Raw genomic sequence first — 15411 nt, forward strand, 5'->3', positions numbered from 1 at the left:
CCTTCGCCATTGTCATTCATGCCGACTCTCCTCCCGAGTGACTAGCAAACCGTGACCTTGGTGAGACTACCATCAGCGTTCGAGGCCGCGGTCTCGTCGGGGTGATTTTGGTGTGTAGGGGCGTGGGGTGTTGACGTTGCGTAGTACGCCCTCACGGGTGGGTGGCTGTCTTGACACGGCGGAGGCGGTGGAGCTCTTAGCGGTGGCTGCTTGGAGTGTGTGTGGTGGTCTGATGGCGGCGAGTACGGGGTGTGGTGCGGAGTAGGTGTGGGTGTTTCCGTCGCGGTCGGTGTGGTCGATGACGGTGGGGCCGTATTCGGTGCGGTGGGTGACTAGTAGGTCGGTGTTGGTCAGGGTGGTGCTGGTGGTGGCGAGCCGGTGGGTCGCTTGGGCGTTCTCGATGCACCGGCAGGTGCGGTTGTGGCCGGGGCCTGTGGTGAAGGTGGCGGTGACGGCTGTGGGTGGGGTGTAGCGAGCGGTGGGGTCGCCCTGGGAGCGGGGCCCTGCCCACCGGTCCCGGGCGCCCTTGAGGCACACGTGCTCAGGGGTGTTCACAGCCACAACAGTCACCTGCGTGTAGCGGGCGGCTTCCAGCTCGCGGATCAGGCGGGAGCCCTTGTTCCTTCCGATCAGGGTGCCTTCGATCTTGACGTCGAATCTCCTGCGCAGCAGGTCGTTGCGGGCGAGGTCGGCGGCGCTGGTGGACAGGGGGTGGACGAGGGTGGCCAGCTCGCCGCGGGTTATGGGGTGGCCGTCGGCCAGGGGCTCGGAGGCGTGGGTGGCGATGAGGTTGTCCCAGTGGGCGCGGGCATGGGCCAGCAGCTCGGGGCTCACGTCCAGGCCGGGCACGGGGTTGCCCAGGAGGAGCTGCTTGATGTCGTCGGCGTCGATGGTGGTGTAGCCGTCCTCCTCCGCCCCTACCTGCTTGGAGCGGGCCGGTCCTAGGACTTTGCGGGTGGTGGCGACGGCCTGGGACTTGCCGGCCCCCGGGGAGCCGGCCATGATGATCGCCCGGCCCCCGCGCGAGCCGTGCTCCCGGGCCAGGGCCAGGTAGGCGTCGGAGATGGAGTCCTGCAGCTGGTGCCACAACGAGCCCCGGGTGGGTTTGCGGGGCAGGGTGTGGTCGGGTTGCAGGCGGTCGATGATGGCCTGGACCTGGGTGGCGGTGGTATCCAGAACCTCCTGGGTGTTCCCGGTGTACCGGGTTGGGGGTGTCACTGGGGCTTCCAGCCCTTTTCCCACGGCATGGGGTCGTCGGGCGGCTTGGGCATCGGATCGGTGATAGCCCGCAACTCGTCGTACTCCTGATCGGACAGCAGACCGTCTCGGCGCAGACTGTCGATGTCATCCCAGGAGCCGCGCTCGTAGTCGTCGTAGTCGCGGATGCGGCCGAAGGTGTAGGGCCAGGTGCGCAGCCGGTCCATCATCTCCTGGCTGCTGATCTGCCCCAGGAAGCGCCGGAAGCCCAGCTCCTCCGGGGTCTCGGGACGCACCGGCTCGCCGCGGTCTATCATGCGTTTTACGGTCAGGACGAAGCGCTCATCCTCCCCGGTGCGCTCAGCCACCTGCTGGGGGGTCAGTCCCTGCCGCAGCAGCCGCTCGAACTGCCGATCACTGTCAATCAGCGCCAGAACCTCGGCAGCGGTCTCCCGCATGTCGATACGCAGAGGACGGCTCCAGGTGTGGTGCGGCTGCCCCGGTTGTGGAGCCGGTGGCCAATGCGGCATACCAGGCTGTTCCGGTGAGACCCGGCCGCTCATAAACAATCCTCCTGACCCGGACGCTAAGGAAATCGTTACTGTGACCTTATCGACACCACCCAGGCCAGTCAACCGGGCAGGCGGTCGATGATGGCCTGGACCTGGGTGGCGGTGGTATCCAGAACCTCAGCCTCCGGGGTGTTCCCGGCGGTGGTCTGGGGTGTCACTGGGGCTTCCAGCCCTTTTCCCACGGCAGGGGATCCCGCGGCGGCTAGTCGCGGACGGGACGGAAGGCTGCTTGACCTCAGCCCTCGGCCCGGCCTTGGCGCCAGTAGCCCATGAAGGCTACCGCCCGCCGGTTCAGGCCCCGCTCGGAGACCAGGTGGCGGCGCAGGGCGCACACGGCACTTGCTTCTCCGGCCAGCCATGCGTACACGTCCGCCCGCATGAGGGCGGCCCCGCCGCGCGCGGTGCGCGGAACCTCCCACAGCAGTTCCCGGTCGACGTCGATCTTCTTGACCTCCTGTGGCTGTCCCTCCGGGATGAGCTCGGCCGCCGCCCGTCTCACACCCGCCACAAGCCTTTCTCCATGCGGGCCCCCGTCACGGGCAAGCGCGCGCACCTCAATACCCGGATGCGTCGGCAGGTAGGCGACATCGGCCGCCGCAGGCAGCTCGACTACGGTGATGCCTCGCGCGGACGCGGGCAGCTGCTCCAGAATCCTGGCGATCGCCGGGGCCGCCGTCTCATCCCCGCCGATCAGGAACCTGCCGGTGACGGCCGGAGGCAAGAAGTCCACCCCGCCGGGAGGCGTGCCGGCCGGCTGTGCGCTCAGCCAGGCCCGCGAGGGCCCCAGCAGCACCGCCGACGCACCCGGGCGGGCGCTCCCCAGCCAGCGGGCCGCCGGGCCCAGCGGCGCGTGCACCACCATGTCGACGTCAACCTCGGCCCCGGTGGATGTACCGGAGAGGCTTGCGTCCCGGTCCCTCGCGAGTCGCACGCTGCGCGTGGTGTAGGTGCGCAGCGCCGGGCGCCGGTCGGTCGGCAGAGCCCGCCAGTGGTCGTACCAGTCCGCCCCCGTCGGCAGGTGCGCGTAACCCCCGTCCGCAGCTGGCAGCACCAGCTTGATCCGCTGGTCCCAGCCGGGATCGCCGAAGTCCTCCAGCTCGTCCCCGGTGAAGGTCACCCGCCGCAGATGCGGGGTGACATCCATAATCCGCTCCACCCGCACCGGGAAGAACCGGAACGGGACCGGACTCGTCGCGGTGCTCACGACGCCGCCTCCGCGTCCGCTGCGCCGACCACGTGGTGGCGTCCCTTGGGCAGCACCAGCGGCGTGGCCGAGACCGGATCGGTGATCACCTCGGCGTCCAGGCCGAACACCTCCCGCATCAGAGCCGGACTCACAACCTGCTCCGGCGTCCCCGCGGCCACTACCCGTCCTTCCCGCATGGCGATCACGTGATCGGCGTAGCGGGCGGCCAGGTTGATGTCATGCAGCACCATGACGATGGTGGTGCCGCGCTCCCGGTTCAGGTCGGTGAGCAGGTCCAGCACCTCCACCTGGTGGGTCAGGTCCAGGAAGGTGGTGGGCTCGTCCAGCAGCAACACGTCGGTGCGCTGGGCCAGCGCCATGGCGATCCACACCCGCTGCCGCTGCCCGCCCGAGAGCTCATCCACGCTCCGGTCGGCCAGCTGCGCGGTGCGGGTGGCCGCCAGCGCCTCCTCCACGATGAGCCGGTCCGTAGCGGAGGCGGAGCGGAACAGCCCCTGGTGCGGGTGCCGGGCCCGCCCCACCAGGTCGGCGACCACGATCCCCTCCGGCGCTATCGGCTGCTGCGGCAGCAGCCCGAGCCGGGTGGCAAGGCGCTTGGTCGGAATCGTGGTGACATCCCGGCCGTCAAGCAGCACCGAACCGGACATCGGCGCCAGAATCCGCGCCATGGTCTTCAGCAGGGTCGACTTGCCGCAGGCATTCGCCCCCACGATCACCGTGATCGCGCCGGTGGGGAGGTTCAGGTCCACGCCGTCGACGACGGTGCGGTGCCCGTACCCGGAGCGCAGCTCCCGCGTGGAAAGGGCGCGCGGCACGGCCCGACTCGGTTCGGCGGCGCCTAGAGGCGCTGTCGCCACCGAGCTGGCTGTTTCCGTGCCGACGACTGCCGCCGCATCGCCTTCAGCGGCTGCGCTCCCGGCGACGGCTGCATGCGCGAGAGCTTGAGCATCCGCTGCACTCATGCGGCTGCCCCCTCCTGATTGAGACGGACTACTTGAAGCAGCAGATACGGTGCCCCAACGATCCCGGTTACCACCCCGACCGGAAGCGCCGTCGGGAAAAAATACTGACCTGCCAGGTCCGCTCCCAGCACGATTGCCGCTCCCATAAGCGCCGACGGCGCCAGCAGTGCCCGATCAGTGCGGCCCACCAGGCGGGCGGTGACCGGTCCGGCCAGGAAAGCCACGAAGGCAATCGGGCCGGTGGCCGCCGTCGCGAAGGCCGCCAGCGCCACCATGGACAGCAGGAGCACCAGCCGGGTGCGGCCAACCGCTACCCCCAAGGCGGTGGCCATCTCCTCGCCCAGTGACAGGGCCGTCAGGTCCCTGCCCATCCACAGCAGCACCCCGCCCAGGATGACGACGGCGCCGGCCAGAAGCGGCACCTGCTCCCAGCTCGCACCGGCCAGCGACCCCGACAGCCAGCGCACGGCGTCGGCGACGTTGTAGATGGAGGCCTTAAGCTGCATGTAGGAAATCAGCGAGGAGAACATGGCCGAGACCCCGATGCCGATCAGGATCAGGCGCCCGCCCTGCATGCTGTCCGCCCCTGACAGCAGGTAGATGACCAAGGCCGTGCCCAGGCCACATCCCAGAGACAGCAGGTTCACGCGCATGCCGGACCAGCCCAGCACCAGGATCGCGAACACCGCCGCAGTCGACGCTCCGGAGGTGATGCCGATGATGTCCGGACTGGCCAGCTGATTGCGCAGCATCGTCTGCGAGGTGCGGCCGGCCATCCCGAATGCCACTCCCGCCAGCAGCCCCAGCAGGGCGCGCGGAAGCCGCAACTGGCCGACGGCGAAGGAAGCCCCCGGCACCTCGCGGCCCGCGATTACGGCGATCACGTCGGCGGGGGAGTACCAGGTGGGGCCGGACAGCACCGTCAGCCACCACAGTGCCGCCACCAGCAGCGCCAGTGCGGCCGTGACCGCCAGGTAGCGGCGGTGACGACGGCGTCGGCCAGGTGCGGTGAACCCGGGGGCCGGGGCGTCTGGGGGGAAGCCGGGTATGGGGCGGGCGGTAGCCGCTCCCGGAGCATCCCTCGCTGCGGAGGGCGCGGACGCCGTACCGGCGGGGGCGCTCACAACTCACGCACCTTTGCGCTGCGGGCAATCGCGATGAGTACCGGGGCACCCACAAAGGCGGTCACCACGCCCACGCTCACTTCGCTCGGACGGGCGATCACCCGCCCCACTACGTCAGCGAAGGTCAGCAGCGCCGCCCCGCCCAGGGCCGACAGCGGCAGCAGCCAGCGGTTATCGGGACCGACGAGCATCCGCACGGTGTGCGGCACCATCAGCCCGACGAAGCTGATCGGGCCGGCCAGCGCCGTCGTCGTCGCACAGGCGATCACGCCCGCGGCCGCGGCCAGCAGGCGGGTGCGCCCGACCTTCACCCCTAGGCCCACGGCCATCTCCTCACCCAGCGCCAGGGAGTTGAGCGGCCGGGCGACGACGGCAGCCAGGGCGGCGGCGAGCAGGAGCAGCGGCGCGACTGTTGCCAGCGCCGCCCACGTGCCCCGGCCCAGGGAGCCGACCTGCCAGAAGCGGAAGTCGGTCAGCCCCTCGGCCCGCGGCAGCAGGATCGCACTGATCAGGCAGGATAGGGCCGCGCTCGTGGCCACCCCGGCCAGGGCCAGCTTGACCGGTGTGGCACCGCCGGGGCCGAGCGACCCGATGGCGTAAACGAAGACGGCGGTCGCCCCCGCGCCGGCCATCGCCACCCACAGGTACTCCCACAGGGAGGAGATATGAGCGAAGGCGATGGCGACGACGATCGCCAGTGACGCCCCGGTATTGATGCCGAGGATGCCCGGATCGGCAATCGGGTTGCGGGTGACTGCCTGCATGAGCGCCCCGGAGGTCCCCAGCGCCGCGCCCGCGACCACGGCGGTGGCGGTGCGCGGCACCCGCTCGGCGACCGCCAGCGCACCGAGGGACTCACCGCGCCCGGCCAGACCGCTGAGGATCTCGTCAATGCCCACCACGCGCGCGCCGAAGGCGATCGAGCAGACGACCGCGAGTGCCAGCAGGATGAGGAGGAGGCCGATGGCCGCGAGCGGCCGACGGGCGTGACCTCGTTGGGACGACCGGGCCTGCGCCGGCCCGGCGGGAGAGTCGGGTGCGGTAATCGGCGGTGGCCCAGGACGGGACGGGGCGAGCTGGCTATGGGCGGTCACTGGTGTTCGCTCAGGCTCGGGCGGCGTCTGCCTTGTCAGCGGCGGCGGCGATCAGAGCGACGTAGTCCTTGATGCCCCACGGGATGGACAGTGGGCCGGGGTTGGTGGATGCCGACAGCGGGGTGCCGTTGCCGACGAACGCGACCGCGCCGTTCTTGATCGCCGGGATGGTGCCCACCAGGGGGTCGGCCTGCAGTGCGGCCAGGTCGGACTCCTCCCCGTACATGATCATCACGTCCACGTCCGCCACCTGGTCCGCGTTCTCGCTGGAGACGTCAGTGTAGAAGATCTCCGGGTCGGCGTCGGAGACGGTTTGCACGGATGCTGGGATGGTCATGCCCAGGTCGGTCATGAAGGCGGTGCGCGGGTCGGCGGTGGTGTAGAAGCCGATCGTGGAGGTGTCGGACTCACTTAAGTAGAAGAAGGCCGCCGACTTGCCGGCGATCTGCGGGTGCTGGCCGACGGCGTCGGCGATTTGCTGCTCCAGGTCGGTGACCAGGTCCTCGCCCTGCTCACTCATGCCCATGGCCTGGGAGTCCAGGCGGATCATCTCCCGCCACTTGGTCCCCCAGGGCACTCCCGGGTAGGCGATGGTGGGGGCGATCTTCGTGAGGGTGTCGTACTCCTCCTGGCTGAGGCCGGAGTAGGCGGCCAGGATGACGTCGGGAGCGGTCTCGGCGATAGCCTCGAAGTCGTAGCCGTCGGTGTCGTCGAACAGGGCCGGCTCAGCGGCGCCCGCGGCCACCTGCTCGTCTACCTTCTGCTTAGTCCACTCCAGCATGCCGGAGCCGTCCGCTACGCCCCATTCCTGGCGCGACAGGCCGGCGGGCATGACGTCCAGGGCCAGGGCGACGTCGTGGTTGCCCCAGGCGATTGCGGTGAAGCGGGAGGCGCCGGCGGGGATGGTGGTGGTGCCGAAGGCGTGCTCGACGGTGATCTCCTGCGTCGTGGCTGTGGCGCCGTCGTTGGATGCAACATCGGCGGGCGCGGACGCGGGGGTTGAGTCGGAGCCGCAGGCGGCCAGGAACGCGGCGGCGGGAACGGCCAGGCCGCCCAGCAGGAAGGACTTACGGTTTATGGTCACAGCGGTTTGCTCTCAGTCGCGGGCAAGTGAACAGCTAGAACACTAGCTGAGGTGAGGCTGACCTCATAGACGGGTTGGCGTGCGATGCCCCACGCCGCTCCTCCAGGCCGGGCGAGACCGGCGGGAGGCAGGTACCAGCGCCGGGGACGACCAGCCCGCAGGCCGGGTAGGACTCGGTTGCCGGGAACGGCGGGACCCGTACCTGCGGTGCTCGCGAACCTGGCCCATCCACCGAGCCGATCGCCTACGTTTACTCGGGAGGATGCCACGCAGCCACGTAGGCCCGCATCCACCCGAGACGCGAAGGAGCGAATATGAGTCCGCAAGGCAACAACGGTCCGGGCGAGGACACCGCAATCGACCCCCGCGAGGCGGAGGTGCGGCGGCGTATGGCCGCCCAGGAGCTGTACCTTGACGAGGGCCCGGGACTGGAGGCGCTGACCGAGCAGCGCATCCACGGCAAGGAGCTGGCCGCCGCCTACAACGCCACCTCCCCGCGGGACGCTGCCGGGCGCCGTCGCCTCTTGGAGGAGATCTTTGGCGAGATCGGTGAATACGTGTGGGTGGAGCCGCCGCTGCACGTCGCCTATGGCATCCATACCCGTGTGGGCTCCCCCGTGTACGCCAACGCGGGCCTGCAGGTAATCGACGACTCCCCGGTGACCATCGGCAACCGGGTGATGTTCGGGCCGCGCGTGATGATCGCTACGGCCGGTCATCCCATCCATCCGCAGGCGCGCGATCACGGTCAGCAGTTCTCCGCCCCGGTGGTGATTGAGGACGACGTGTGGATTGGCGGGAATGTGACGATCCTGCCGGGCGTGACCATTGGCAGTGGCTCGGTGGTCGCCGCGGGCGCCGTCGTGAACGCCAATGTGCCGCCCATGGTGGTGGCCGGCGGCGTGCCCGCTCGGGTGCTACGCGAAATCACCGACGCCGACCGTGACTGGTCCTACCGGGCGCCGCGTACGCTGCCGGTGCCCGGCAGGCAGTCAGGGGACGATCGCGCCTGAGGTGCCCGGCGCACGAAGTCCTGTCTCGCGCACCACTTCCGCTCTCACGTACGCGTTTCAGAGCCGGCCGACTGCCAGAACCGGGGCAACCTCCAAAACGCGTACGTGTGGCGGGAACGCGTACGTCAGAGGCGGATCAGTCCTGGCGGGCGAGGTCGGCGGCGCCGATGAGCCCAGCCTCCTGGCCCGAGGAGGAGATGACGATCGGAATCTCGGGGCGGTGGGCGCGCGCCGTCAGGTGCTCGGCGAAGCTCTTGCGGACCGGGTTCAGCAGGATGTCGCCGGCCTCGGTCAGGCCGCCGGCCAGCACAACGACCTCGGGGTCGAGCACGGCGCACAGGTCGGCCAGTCCCAGGCCGAGCGCGCTGCCCAGGTGGGCATAGCACTCCAGGGCGGCCGGGTCGCCCTCGCGGGCGGCGGCCGTGACGGCCTTGCCGGATATCCTGTTCTGGTCGCCGCCGGAGAGCTCAATGATGCGGGCGGCGTAGTCAGGCCGGAACTTGGCCAGCTCCCAGCCGTTGACGCCCAGCGCAGTGCCGGAGGCGTAGCGCTCCAGGCACCCGCGCTGGCCGCAGCCGCAGGGGCGCCCGTCCGGGACGACGTTGATGTGGCCGATCTCCGCGGCGAATCCAGCGGCGCCGCGCACGAGGTGGCCGTCGATGATGACGGCGCCGCCGACGCCCGTTCCCAGCGTCACCACCAGCACGTTCTTGGCGCCCTCGCCGCCACCGAAGCGGGCCTCGGCCCAGCCGGCCGCATTGGCGTCATTCTCAACGACTACCTTCTTGCCTGTGCGGGCGGAGATCTCATCGGCGATGCGAGCGCCGGTCCAGTCCAGGTTGGTGCCGTAGACCATGGTGTTGCGATCGGAGGAGGTGAAGCCCGCGGCTCCCACGCCGATGGCCTCGACGTCGTAGCGTGAGGCGAGCTCGTTGGCTACTTCCGCGATGGTGGTGAAAATGGCTTCGCGGCTGGTGGCGGGGGAGTCGCGCCGTACGGTTGCCAGTACAGTGCCGTCCTCGTCGACGACGCCTGCGGCGATCTTCGTTCCACCGACATCCACACCGATGCTCAGTGCCATGGCTGTTCTCCTTGTTTTTGCTGCGTTTTGGTGCCTAACCGCCGCGCGAGGGCGTCGGTGCCCCCAGTGGTTGCCGACTCGCGCCGACCTCGCGGGGATCTACGGCCCTATTGTTGCAGCTGTGATGGGGCAGGCCAACCTCCGGCGGCGCCGGCATCGGCACGCCCCGGGCGCAAGCCCCTCACTCGGCTGCAGCGGCCTGCTCGAGGATGGTGGCTCGGATATAGTCCGCGGGCACGTAGCCGGAGATAAAGGCGTCGTTGACGATGAAGAAGGGAGTGCCGGTGATGCCCAGGTCGTAGGCGTGCTGCTTGGCGTCGTCGACCGCCTGCACGGTCTGCGCGGCGGTCATGTCGGAGCGGAACTGCCCCAGGTCGGGCACGCCCGCCTGCTTGGCGAAGGCGACCAGGGAGTCCTCGGTGTACTCGGGGTGCTCAGTCGGGTCGGTGGCGGCGTATACGGCGTCGTGGAACTCCCAGAACTTTCCCTGCTTTCCGGCGGCGAGGCCGGCCTGAGCAGCCAGCGGGGACGTCGCAGTGATCTGGGCGAGGTCGCGCCACTCCACGCGCAGGGTACCGTCCTCAACCAGGTCCTCCAGCGCAGGGTCCACCTCTTGCGCGAACTGGGTGCAGTACGGGCAGGCGAAGTCGGAGTAGACCACCATCACCACTGGGGCGTCGACGTCGCCCTTGGCCTGGACGTCACCGGGGTCACGCCTGACTTCCCCGTGCAAGATCGCCAGCAGGTCGGGGTCGGTCTGCGAGGGCGCGGCGGCCTGGGCCGTCGTCGTCTGCGCCGTATCGGCTGCCGAAGCCTCCCCAGTCGCCGACGCGCCTGCGCCGGACCGGTCGGGCCGCATCGCCAGGATGATCGCAATTACTGCGAGCAGGATCGCAATCACGATGAGCAGGGAGACGATGAGCGGATTGCTGCGGGTCCGCTGGCCGGATGCGGTACCGCCGGTGAGTGACGTCATGAGGGCAGTCTTTCAGAGCCGACGGCGACGCCGCTTGCCGCCGGGCCCTTCAAGAGCTCGCGTTAGGCGGCATCTCGGTAAAGGGCACGGCTGGCTGAGCGGCGTCGGCCGCCGCCATATCAACCGACCTCGGCACGTAACGTCTACCGACCTCGGCGCAGGGGGTGGTGAGCGGTCAGGCCCCCGCGGAGTCGTCGCCGTCGGAGGAGGCGAAGCGCTGCATCATGTCGGTCAGGCTGGTGCCCGTCAGCGAGCGCATGACGGCGTCGAGCTGCTCGACGTTGCCGGCCACCGCCTTGGGCAGCGCGGAGGCGCCCTCGGTGGAGATGATCGACATGTCCTTGACACTGCCCAGCGGCTCGGCCAGGGCGCGGGCGATCTCCGGCGCCTTGTCCAGGATCATCTGCTGGGTGGCGGCCCGCCCGTACTTGGCCAGGGCGTCGGCCTTGTCGCTCATGGCCTTCGCCTCCGCCTCACCGGCGGCGCGCACGGCCTCGGCCTCGGCGCGACCGCGGGCAGCGATGGCCTCGGCCTCGGCCTGCGCCTGCGCGGCGGTGGCGCGGGCCTGCGCCTCTGCCCGGGCGACGGTGGCCTGCGCCTGCGCCTCGGCGTCCAGCCGGGTGCGCTCGGCCTCGGCCTCGGCACGGCGAATCGACTCCGCCTTGGCGGCCTCGGCCTCCTGCTCGCGCTGGTAGCGGGCGGCGTCGGCGGGCTTGCGCACGGTGGAGTCCAGCTCACGCTCGGTCAGGGCGGCCTTGGCCTCGGCGGCCTCCTGCTCGATGACGGCGATCTCCCGCTTCTTGGCGGCGCGGGCCAGCGGGCCGGCGGAGTCGGCCTCCGCCTGCGCCTTGTCGGTCTCCGCCTTGAGCTGAGCCTGGCGCAGCGCCAGGTCGCGCTCGCGCTCGGCGATCTGCTGGCGCGAGGACACCTCGGCGTCCTTGGCCTCCCGCTCGGCGTTGGCGCGCGCCACGCGGGCATCCTTAGCCACTCGCTGCTGCTCGGGCACGCCCAGGGAGTCGATGTAGCCGGAGGCGTCGGTGATCTCCGAGATCTGCAGCACATCGATCTCCAGGCCCATGTTGGCCATAACGGACTTGGCGTCGTCGAACACGTTCTGCTGAAGGGCGTCGCGGTCGGAGATCAGGTCGGTGACCGTCATGTGGCCGATGATGGAGCGCAGCGAGCCGATCAGGGCGTCACGGGAGGAGTCGGCGATCGCCTGGTCCGTGTTCGGCTTGCCCAGGAAGCGCTTGGCGGCGGCCCGCACCTGCTGGTCGGAGTCGCCGACCTTCACGGCGGCGACGGCGGAGACGGAGACGTTGATCTTGTTCTCGTCCTCGGCGGTCACCTGGAAGCCGATGGTGTTCTGGGTGAAGGGCAGGTACTGGATGGACTGGATGATCGGCAGGACGAAGTCGCGCCCACCGGGGCGGATGATCTTGACCTCGCCGTTGCGAGTGGATCCGGAGACCAGGCCCGTCAGGTTGGAGGGCACGACGACGACTCGGGAGAGCATGTAGGTACCCAGCAGAATCGCCAGGACGATGACGGCAATGATGGCGTAGAGCATTCAGCCTGCTTTCGTGGGTTCTTGTGGTTGCTGTGGCTTGGAGGACGAGGCGTGGCGGTCGGGGGCGGCGGACGGTCGCCTCACGGCGTCCGGCCGCTGCGGCTAGCCGGCGGGAGCAGGCGGACGATTCACGGGACGTGACGCCGGCTCGGTGGGGGCGGGTGGGTCTATCCGGCCGACGACGAGTGTGTCATCCGCGGTCGTGTCCACCACCCAGGCGACGGCGCCGGTCCGCAGGACGTCGTCGGAGCGCGCGGGCAGGGTCGCCTGATGCCCGCGGGAGGTGGCCATGACCTCGCCGCGGCCGTCCTTCCACCACACCACCTGCACTTCACTGCCAACCAGCTCGCCGACCGTCAGGGGTGTGGCGTTGCGCGGCATGGAGCGGCGCAGTCGCCGCCACACGGCGCGCGTGACCGCCCCGGCGACGACGGCGAGTCCCAGCGGGACGCCGATCAGCGCCGGCGTGGACAACCGCTCGCCGGCCAGTGCCTGCACGCCCATGCCGACGGCGCCGAACACGCCCAGAGCACAGGCGAGCACCGGCAGGGAGCCGTCGAACAGCAGGTCGTCCAGGCCGTCGAAAAGGCCGTCGAGCAGTAGCGAGAGCGCCAGGGCGCCGCAGCCGAGGACGGCGCACCACATGAACAGGGACATGTCCGCCTCTCCGGGCCGGGATGGCCGCTCGACTACCGCTTTGCTTACGCCCGGATTGTTACATAGCGGGAGGTTACGGGGAATGCCCGTCCCACGAGCCGGGCAGTGTGCCGATGGGGAGTTCTGCCCACCGCGCCCCGCCGGGTCTCAGGAAACCCGGCGTGCCAGCTGGTAACCGCCTTCGTCCAGCACCAACTCGTATACGGCCCCGTTTTGCGACTGGCCGGTGGCCCAGGCGGCGGCGTCCGTGGGCGGGTTGCCTCCCCAGGCGGAGGACAGGGAGTCCACGACCACGTAGTCGGTGTCGACCTCGGAGGTGCCCACCCAGTACACGGTGTGGTCGGGGACCAGGTAGGCCAGCAGGCCCAGGTCCGTCTCCACGCTGGCGCCGGCGGGTATCAGGTCCATGACCTGCGCGGCCGCCTGAGTACGGGGCGACGGGGCGCCATAGCCGGAGCGCGTTATGGACCACAGTGGCAGGTCACGGAGCGTGAGCAGGCCGGTCGCCAGTGGTAGGACGACGCCGAGGGCCGCCGCCCAGCGGGCCCACATCGGCACGGCCGACCAGCCCGGCGTCGCGTGTGGTGCCTCCGGGTCCGGTTGCTGCGTGCCCGGGGTCGGCGTGCCCGGCACTTCGGTGGCCGGTGCGTCGGGCGCTGCCTGGAGCCGGGCGACGGCGTCGAGCAGGGCACCCAGCGCAATCGGGATCAGGATCGCGTTGTAATGCCAGTTCTGCCAGCCCCAGTAGAACTCGTTGGAGGACAGGAAGCGCCAGGAGAGGGTGGGCAGCACCAGCGCCATCCAGGGGGAGGTGAGCCCAATGAGTCCCGCCGTGCCCACCAGCGCTCCGAGGGTCTGAAGCTTGACCTCGGAGGAGAGCAGCCGGGCGATGAGGCTCGTGTCCGCGCCTCCGCCCCCGGTCAGGCCGTACTCCCAGGTGCCTGAGGGACTCAGCGCCGGCAGGAGGACCAGCACTGTCAGCAGGAAGGCGGCGGCGCCGAACAGGGCCACCAACACGCCCAGGCGGGCGGTGCTCAGGCGCCGCCACCAGGCCGGCCCGCGGTGCGTGGGCTGCTGCGCCGCCCCCTGCCAGCCGCGCAGGGCGATGGCCAGACCCGCCATTAGCACCGTCAGCCCCAGGTCCTCCTTGATCAGGACCAGGGGGGCCAGCCACAGCGCACAGCTGCGCCAGCGCCCCTCGACGAATGCGACTGCGGCCCAGGCCAGCAGCGGCACCGCGAAGGCGATCTCGTGGAACTGGGAGGCCACTGCCCCCTGGAAGCCCCAGGAGAGCACATAGAACAGCCCCAGCACTGTTGCGGCCAGACGGCCCAGCAGGCGGGTCGCCAGTCGGGTCAGGGGCCAGGCGGAAATGGCGAGCAGCAGGTCCTGGATCACCAGGAGTGCCAGCGGGGTGGGAAACAGCCGCCACACCGGGCCCAGCAGTACCAGCAGCGGGTGGAAGTGGTCGCCCAACAGGTTGTAGCCCTCACCCTTGATCGGGACGACCGGCGCCTCCAGGCGTGAGTAGGCCTTGGCCAGCTCGGAGAAGATCGCCAGGTCCCAGCTGGGCACCTGCATGGCGCGCCACTGACCCACCGAGTAGACGATCATGGCGGCGGCCCCGACGACGACGGCCAGAGCGGCCGGAAGACCGTCAAGCAGCCGCGTGAGCGGTCGGTCAGGGCGGAGGCGGGCAGCGGTCATCAAAGCGAGCTTACCCAGGCGCCGTCGGGCGGGCGGGGATACCGGGTGATACCGGGCAGGTCGGGGTGCCCTCCGGCCGAGGGCGCGCAGCGCTCAGTGCAGCTTTACCGTGCCGAAGACGATGTTGGTGTGGTGGGGGCGCCGGGCGTCTGGGATGAAGTGGCGGTAGTCGACTGTGACGCCGGCCTCCGCGAAGTCCTGCAGGAGGTCATGCGGCGTGACCAGGAACAGGTCTGAGGTGCGGGTCTCCTTACCGCGGGCGAGGGTGACCTGCCGACGGCGGTGCGCGTGGTCGATCCGCTCGGTCAGGGTGATGCCGGGGCGGGCGGTGAAGGTGGCGTGGGCCGGTGCTTCCGGGCGCACGTGCTCGGCGGAGAGAATAAGGCGGCCACCGGGCGCCAGGTGGGCGGCGGCCAGGCGGATGGTTGCGCGGCGCTGATCCGGGCCCAGGGCGGTGATCGACCCGGCTGATATGCACACGGCCTTGAAAGGCTCGTCGAAGAGGAAGTCGGTCATGTCGGCCTGGCGCACTTCAACGCGTGAGGCCAGACTAGCGCGGGTGGGCTGTAGGTCATGCAGACGCGCGGAGAGCAGGTCGAGTGCTTCCCGCTGGGAGTCCGTGGCCAGTACGCGGTGGCCGGCGGCGGCCATCGGCAAAGTGACAGGCCCGACGCCGCAGGCGAGCTCCAGCACGCGCAGCTCGGCCAACTCCGGTTCTTGAATGAAGGAGAGCAGATCCAGAACGGATTGGATCTCCGTCTCGTCGCACAGGGAGAGCAGCGGCGTGCGGGCGTCGCTGTGACGGGTGCGGTCATCGGTGAGGGGCAGTGCGGTCATCGCGCCTCACCGGTCCCGCGGTGGCGGTTGCCGTCGCGGCCGCCAATGTGTGCGGAGGTTGAGCCCGTTAGGCCGCGTGTTGACCGGCTGGCGCTGTGATTCATGTGGTTGCTCCGGGGATCGGTTTGAGGATCGACGCGTTAGTGGTGCGCCGACGGTGAGTTCGGGCGTGATCGGGATGACCCTGGCCCGGGCGGTTGCTAGTGACGTCAGGTATTCCACTCCCGTCGGGAGCGAAGCCAATCGGCCGATTGGGGGGATCGATAGGCGGAGAGCAGGCGTTTGGGGGGAAGGTCGGGGCAGAATACAGCGGCGGGGGGGGGGGGGGGG

14 protein-coding genes are annotated in these 15411 nt (G+C 70.0%); 1 reads left to right on the plus strand and 13 read right to left on the minus strand.

Features of this window, described 5'->3' with window-relative positions:
• Positions 1-72 precede the first annotated feature (72 nt).
• From GZ998_RS07715 to GZ998_RS07745, 7 genes are all read right to left on the minus strand, one after another.
• Positions 73-1218 carry a zeta toxin family protein gene (locus GZ998_RS07715; protein ID WP_219109508.1) on the minus strand — a complete coding sequence of 382 codons (1146 nt, stop codon included), beginning with the start codon at positions 1216-1218 and terminating at the stop codon, positions 73-75.
• The gene (locus tag GZ998_RS07720) at positions 1215-1655 is read right to left on the minus strand and encodes a hypothetical protein (RefSeq protein ID WP_219109509.1); all 441 of its coding nucleotides are present in this window, start codon (positions 1653-1655) and stop codon (positions 1215-1217) included. The genes GZ998_RS07715 and GZ998_RS07720 overlap by 4 nt, the downstream gene beginning before the upstream one ends.
• A gap of 349 nt (positions 1656-2004) precedes the next feature.
• Entirely contained in the window at positions 2005-2973 is a 969-nt protein-coding gene (locus GZ998_RS07725; protein ID WP_308807184.1) for a siderophore-interacting protein, read from the minus strand.
• The gene (locus GZ998_RS07730) at positions 2970-3938 is read right to left on the minus strand and encodes an ABC transporter ATP-binding protein (protein ID WP_219109510.1); all 969 of its coding nucleotides are present in this window, start codon (positions 3936-3938) and stop codon (positions 2970-2972) included. Before GZ998_RS07730 ends, GZ998_RS07725 begins: the two co-directional genes overlap by 4 nt.
• Positions 3935-5062: an iron ABC transporter permease gene (locus GZ998_RS07735; RefSeq protein WP_308807185.1), complete on the minus strand. Its 1128-nt coding sequence runs from the start codon at positions 5060-5062 to the stop codon at positions 3935-3937. Before GZ998_RS07735 ends, GZ998_RS07730 begins: the two co-directional genes overlap by 4 nt.
• Entirely contained in the window at positions 5059-6156 is a 1098-nt protein-coding gene (locus GZ998_RS07740; RefSeq protein ID WP_308807186.1) for an iron ABC transporter permease, read from the minus strand. Before GZ998_RS07740 ends, GZ998_RS07735 begins: the two co-directional genes overlap by 4 nt.
• A gap of 10 nt (positions 6157-6166) precedes the next feature.
• The gene (locus tag GZ998_RS07745; RefSeq protein ID WP_219109511.1) at positions 6167-7240 is read right to left on the minus strand and encodes an iron-siderophore ABC transporter substrate-binding protein; all 1074 of its coding nucleotides are present in this window, start codon (positions 7238-7240) and stop codon (positions 6167-6169) included.
• A 314-nt stretch (positions 7241-7554) separates the two neighbouring features.
• Between GZ998_RS07745 and GZ998_RS07750 the strand changes: the two genes are divergently transcribed.
• The gene (locus GZ998_RS07750; protein WP_257505566.1) at positions 7555-8253 is read left to right on the plus strand and encodes a sugar O-acetyltransferase; all 699 of its coding nucleotides are present in this window, start codon (positions 7555-7557) and stop codon (positions 8251-8253) included.
• A 136-nt stretch (positions 8254-8389) separates the two neighbouring features.
• Here the strand turns inward: GZ998_RS07750 and GZ998_RS07755 are convergent, their stop codons facing one another.
• The 6 genes from GZ998_RS07755 to GZ998_RS07780 form a co-directional block, all read right to left on the minus strand.
• The gene (locus tag GZ998_RS07755) at positions 8390-9334 is read right to left on the minus strand and encodes an ROK family glucokinase (RefSeq protein WP_161923246.1); all 945 of its coding nucleotides are present in this window, start codon (positions 9332-9334) and stop codon (positions 8390-8392) included.
• Positions 9335-9515: 181 nt separating this feature from the next.
• On the minus strand, positions 9516-10310 hold the full coding sequence (locus GZ998_RS07760) for a thioredoxin domain-containing protein (RefSeq protein ID WP_219109512.1): 795 nt from the start codon (positions 10308-10310) through the stop codon (positions 9516-9518).
• A 175-nt stretch (positions 10311-10485) separates the two neighbouring features.
• On the minus strand, positions 10486-11880 hold the full coding sequence (locus GZ998_RS07765; protein WP_161923248.1) for a flotillin family protein: 1395 nt from the start codon (positions 11878-11880) through the stop codon (positions 10486-10488).
• A gap of 102 nt (positions 11881-11982) precedes the next feature.
• Positions 11983-12537 (minus strand): nodulation protein NfeD, encoded by a 555-nt coding sequence (locus GZ998_RS07770; protein ID WP_257505571.1) that lies wholly within the window; start codon positions 12535-12537, stop codon positions 11983-11985.
• A gap of 147 nt (positions 12538-12684) precedes the next feature.
• Positions 12685-14244 (minus strand): DUF2079 domain-containing protein, encoded by a 1560-nt coding sequence (locus GZ998_RS07775; RefSeq protein ID WP_219109513.1) that lies wholly within the window; start codon positions 14242-14244, stop codon positions 12685-12687.
• Between the two features lie 93 nt (positions 14245-14337).
• Positions 14338-15081: a cyclopropane-fatty-acyl-phospholipid synthase family protein gene (locus GZ998_RS07780; RefSeq protein ID WP_219109514.1), complete on the minus strand. Its 744-nt coding sequence runs from the start codon at positions 15079-15081 to the stop codon at positions 14338-14340.
• Positions 15082-15411: the final 330 nt, after the last annotated feature.

The organism is Actinomyces sp. 594, assembly GCF_019325145.1.
GTDB lineage: Bacteria > Actinomycetota > Actinomycetes > Actinomycetales > Actinomycetaceae > Actinomyces.

What these genes read in the sequence shown, in the direction of transcription:
- GZ998_RS07720 (WP_219109509.1), bottom strand. Translation starts at nt 1,655, where the DNA reads ATGCGGGAGACCGCTGCCGAGGTTCTGGCGCTGATTGACAGTGATCGG.
- GZ998_RS07730 (WP_219109510.1), bottom strand. Translation starts at nt 3,938, where the DNA reads ATGAGTGCAGCGGATGCTCAAGCTCTCGCGCATGCAGCCGTCGCCGGG.
- GZ998_RS07750 (WP_257505566.1), top strand. Translation starts at nt 7,555, where the DNA reads ATGAGTCCGCAAGGCAACAACGGTCCGGGCGAGGACACCGCAATCGAC.
- GZ998_RS07755 (WP_161923246.1), bottom strand. Translation starts at nt 9,334, where the DNA reads ATGGCACTGAGCATCGGTGTGGATGTCGGTGGAACGAAGATCGCCGCA.
- GZ998_RS07760 (WP_219109512.1), bottom strand. Translation starts at nt 10,310, where the DNA reads ATGACGTCACTCACCGGCGGTACCGCATCCGGCCAGCGGACCCGCAGC.
- GZ998_RS07765 (WP_161923248.1), bottom strand. Translation starts at nt 11,880, where the DNA reads ATGCTCTACGCCATCATTGCCGTCATCGTCCTGGCGATTCTGCTGGGT.
- GZ998_RS07770 (WP_257505571.1), bottom strand. Translation starts at nt 12,537, where the DNA reads ATGTCCCTGTTCATGTGGTGCGCCGTCCTCGGCTGCGGCGCCCTGGCG.
- GZ998_RS07775 (WP_219109513.1), bottom strand. Translation starts at nt 14,244, where the DNA reads ATGACCGCTGCCCGCCTCCGCCCTGACCGACCGCTCACGCGGCTGCTT.
- GZ998_RS07780 (WP_219109514.1), bottom strand. Translation starts at nt 15,081, where the DNA reads ATGACCGCACTGCCCCTCACCGATGACCGCACCCGTCACAGCGACGCC.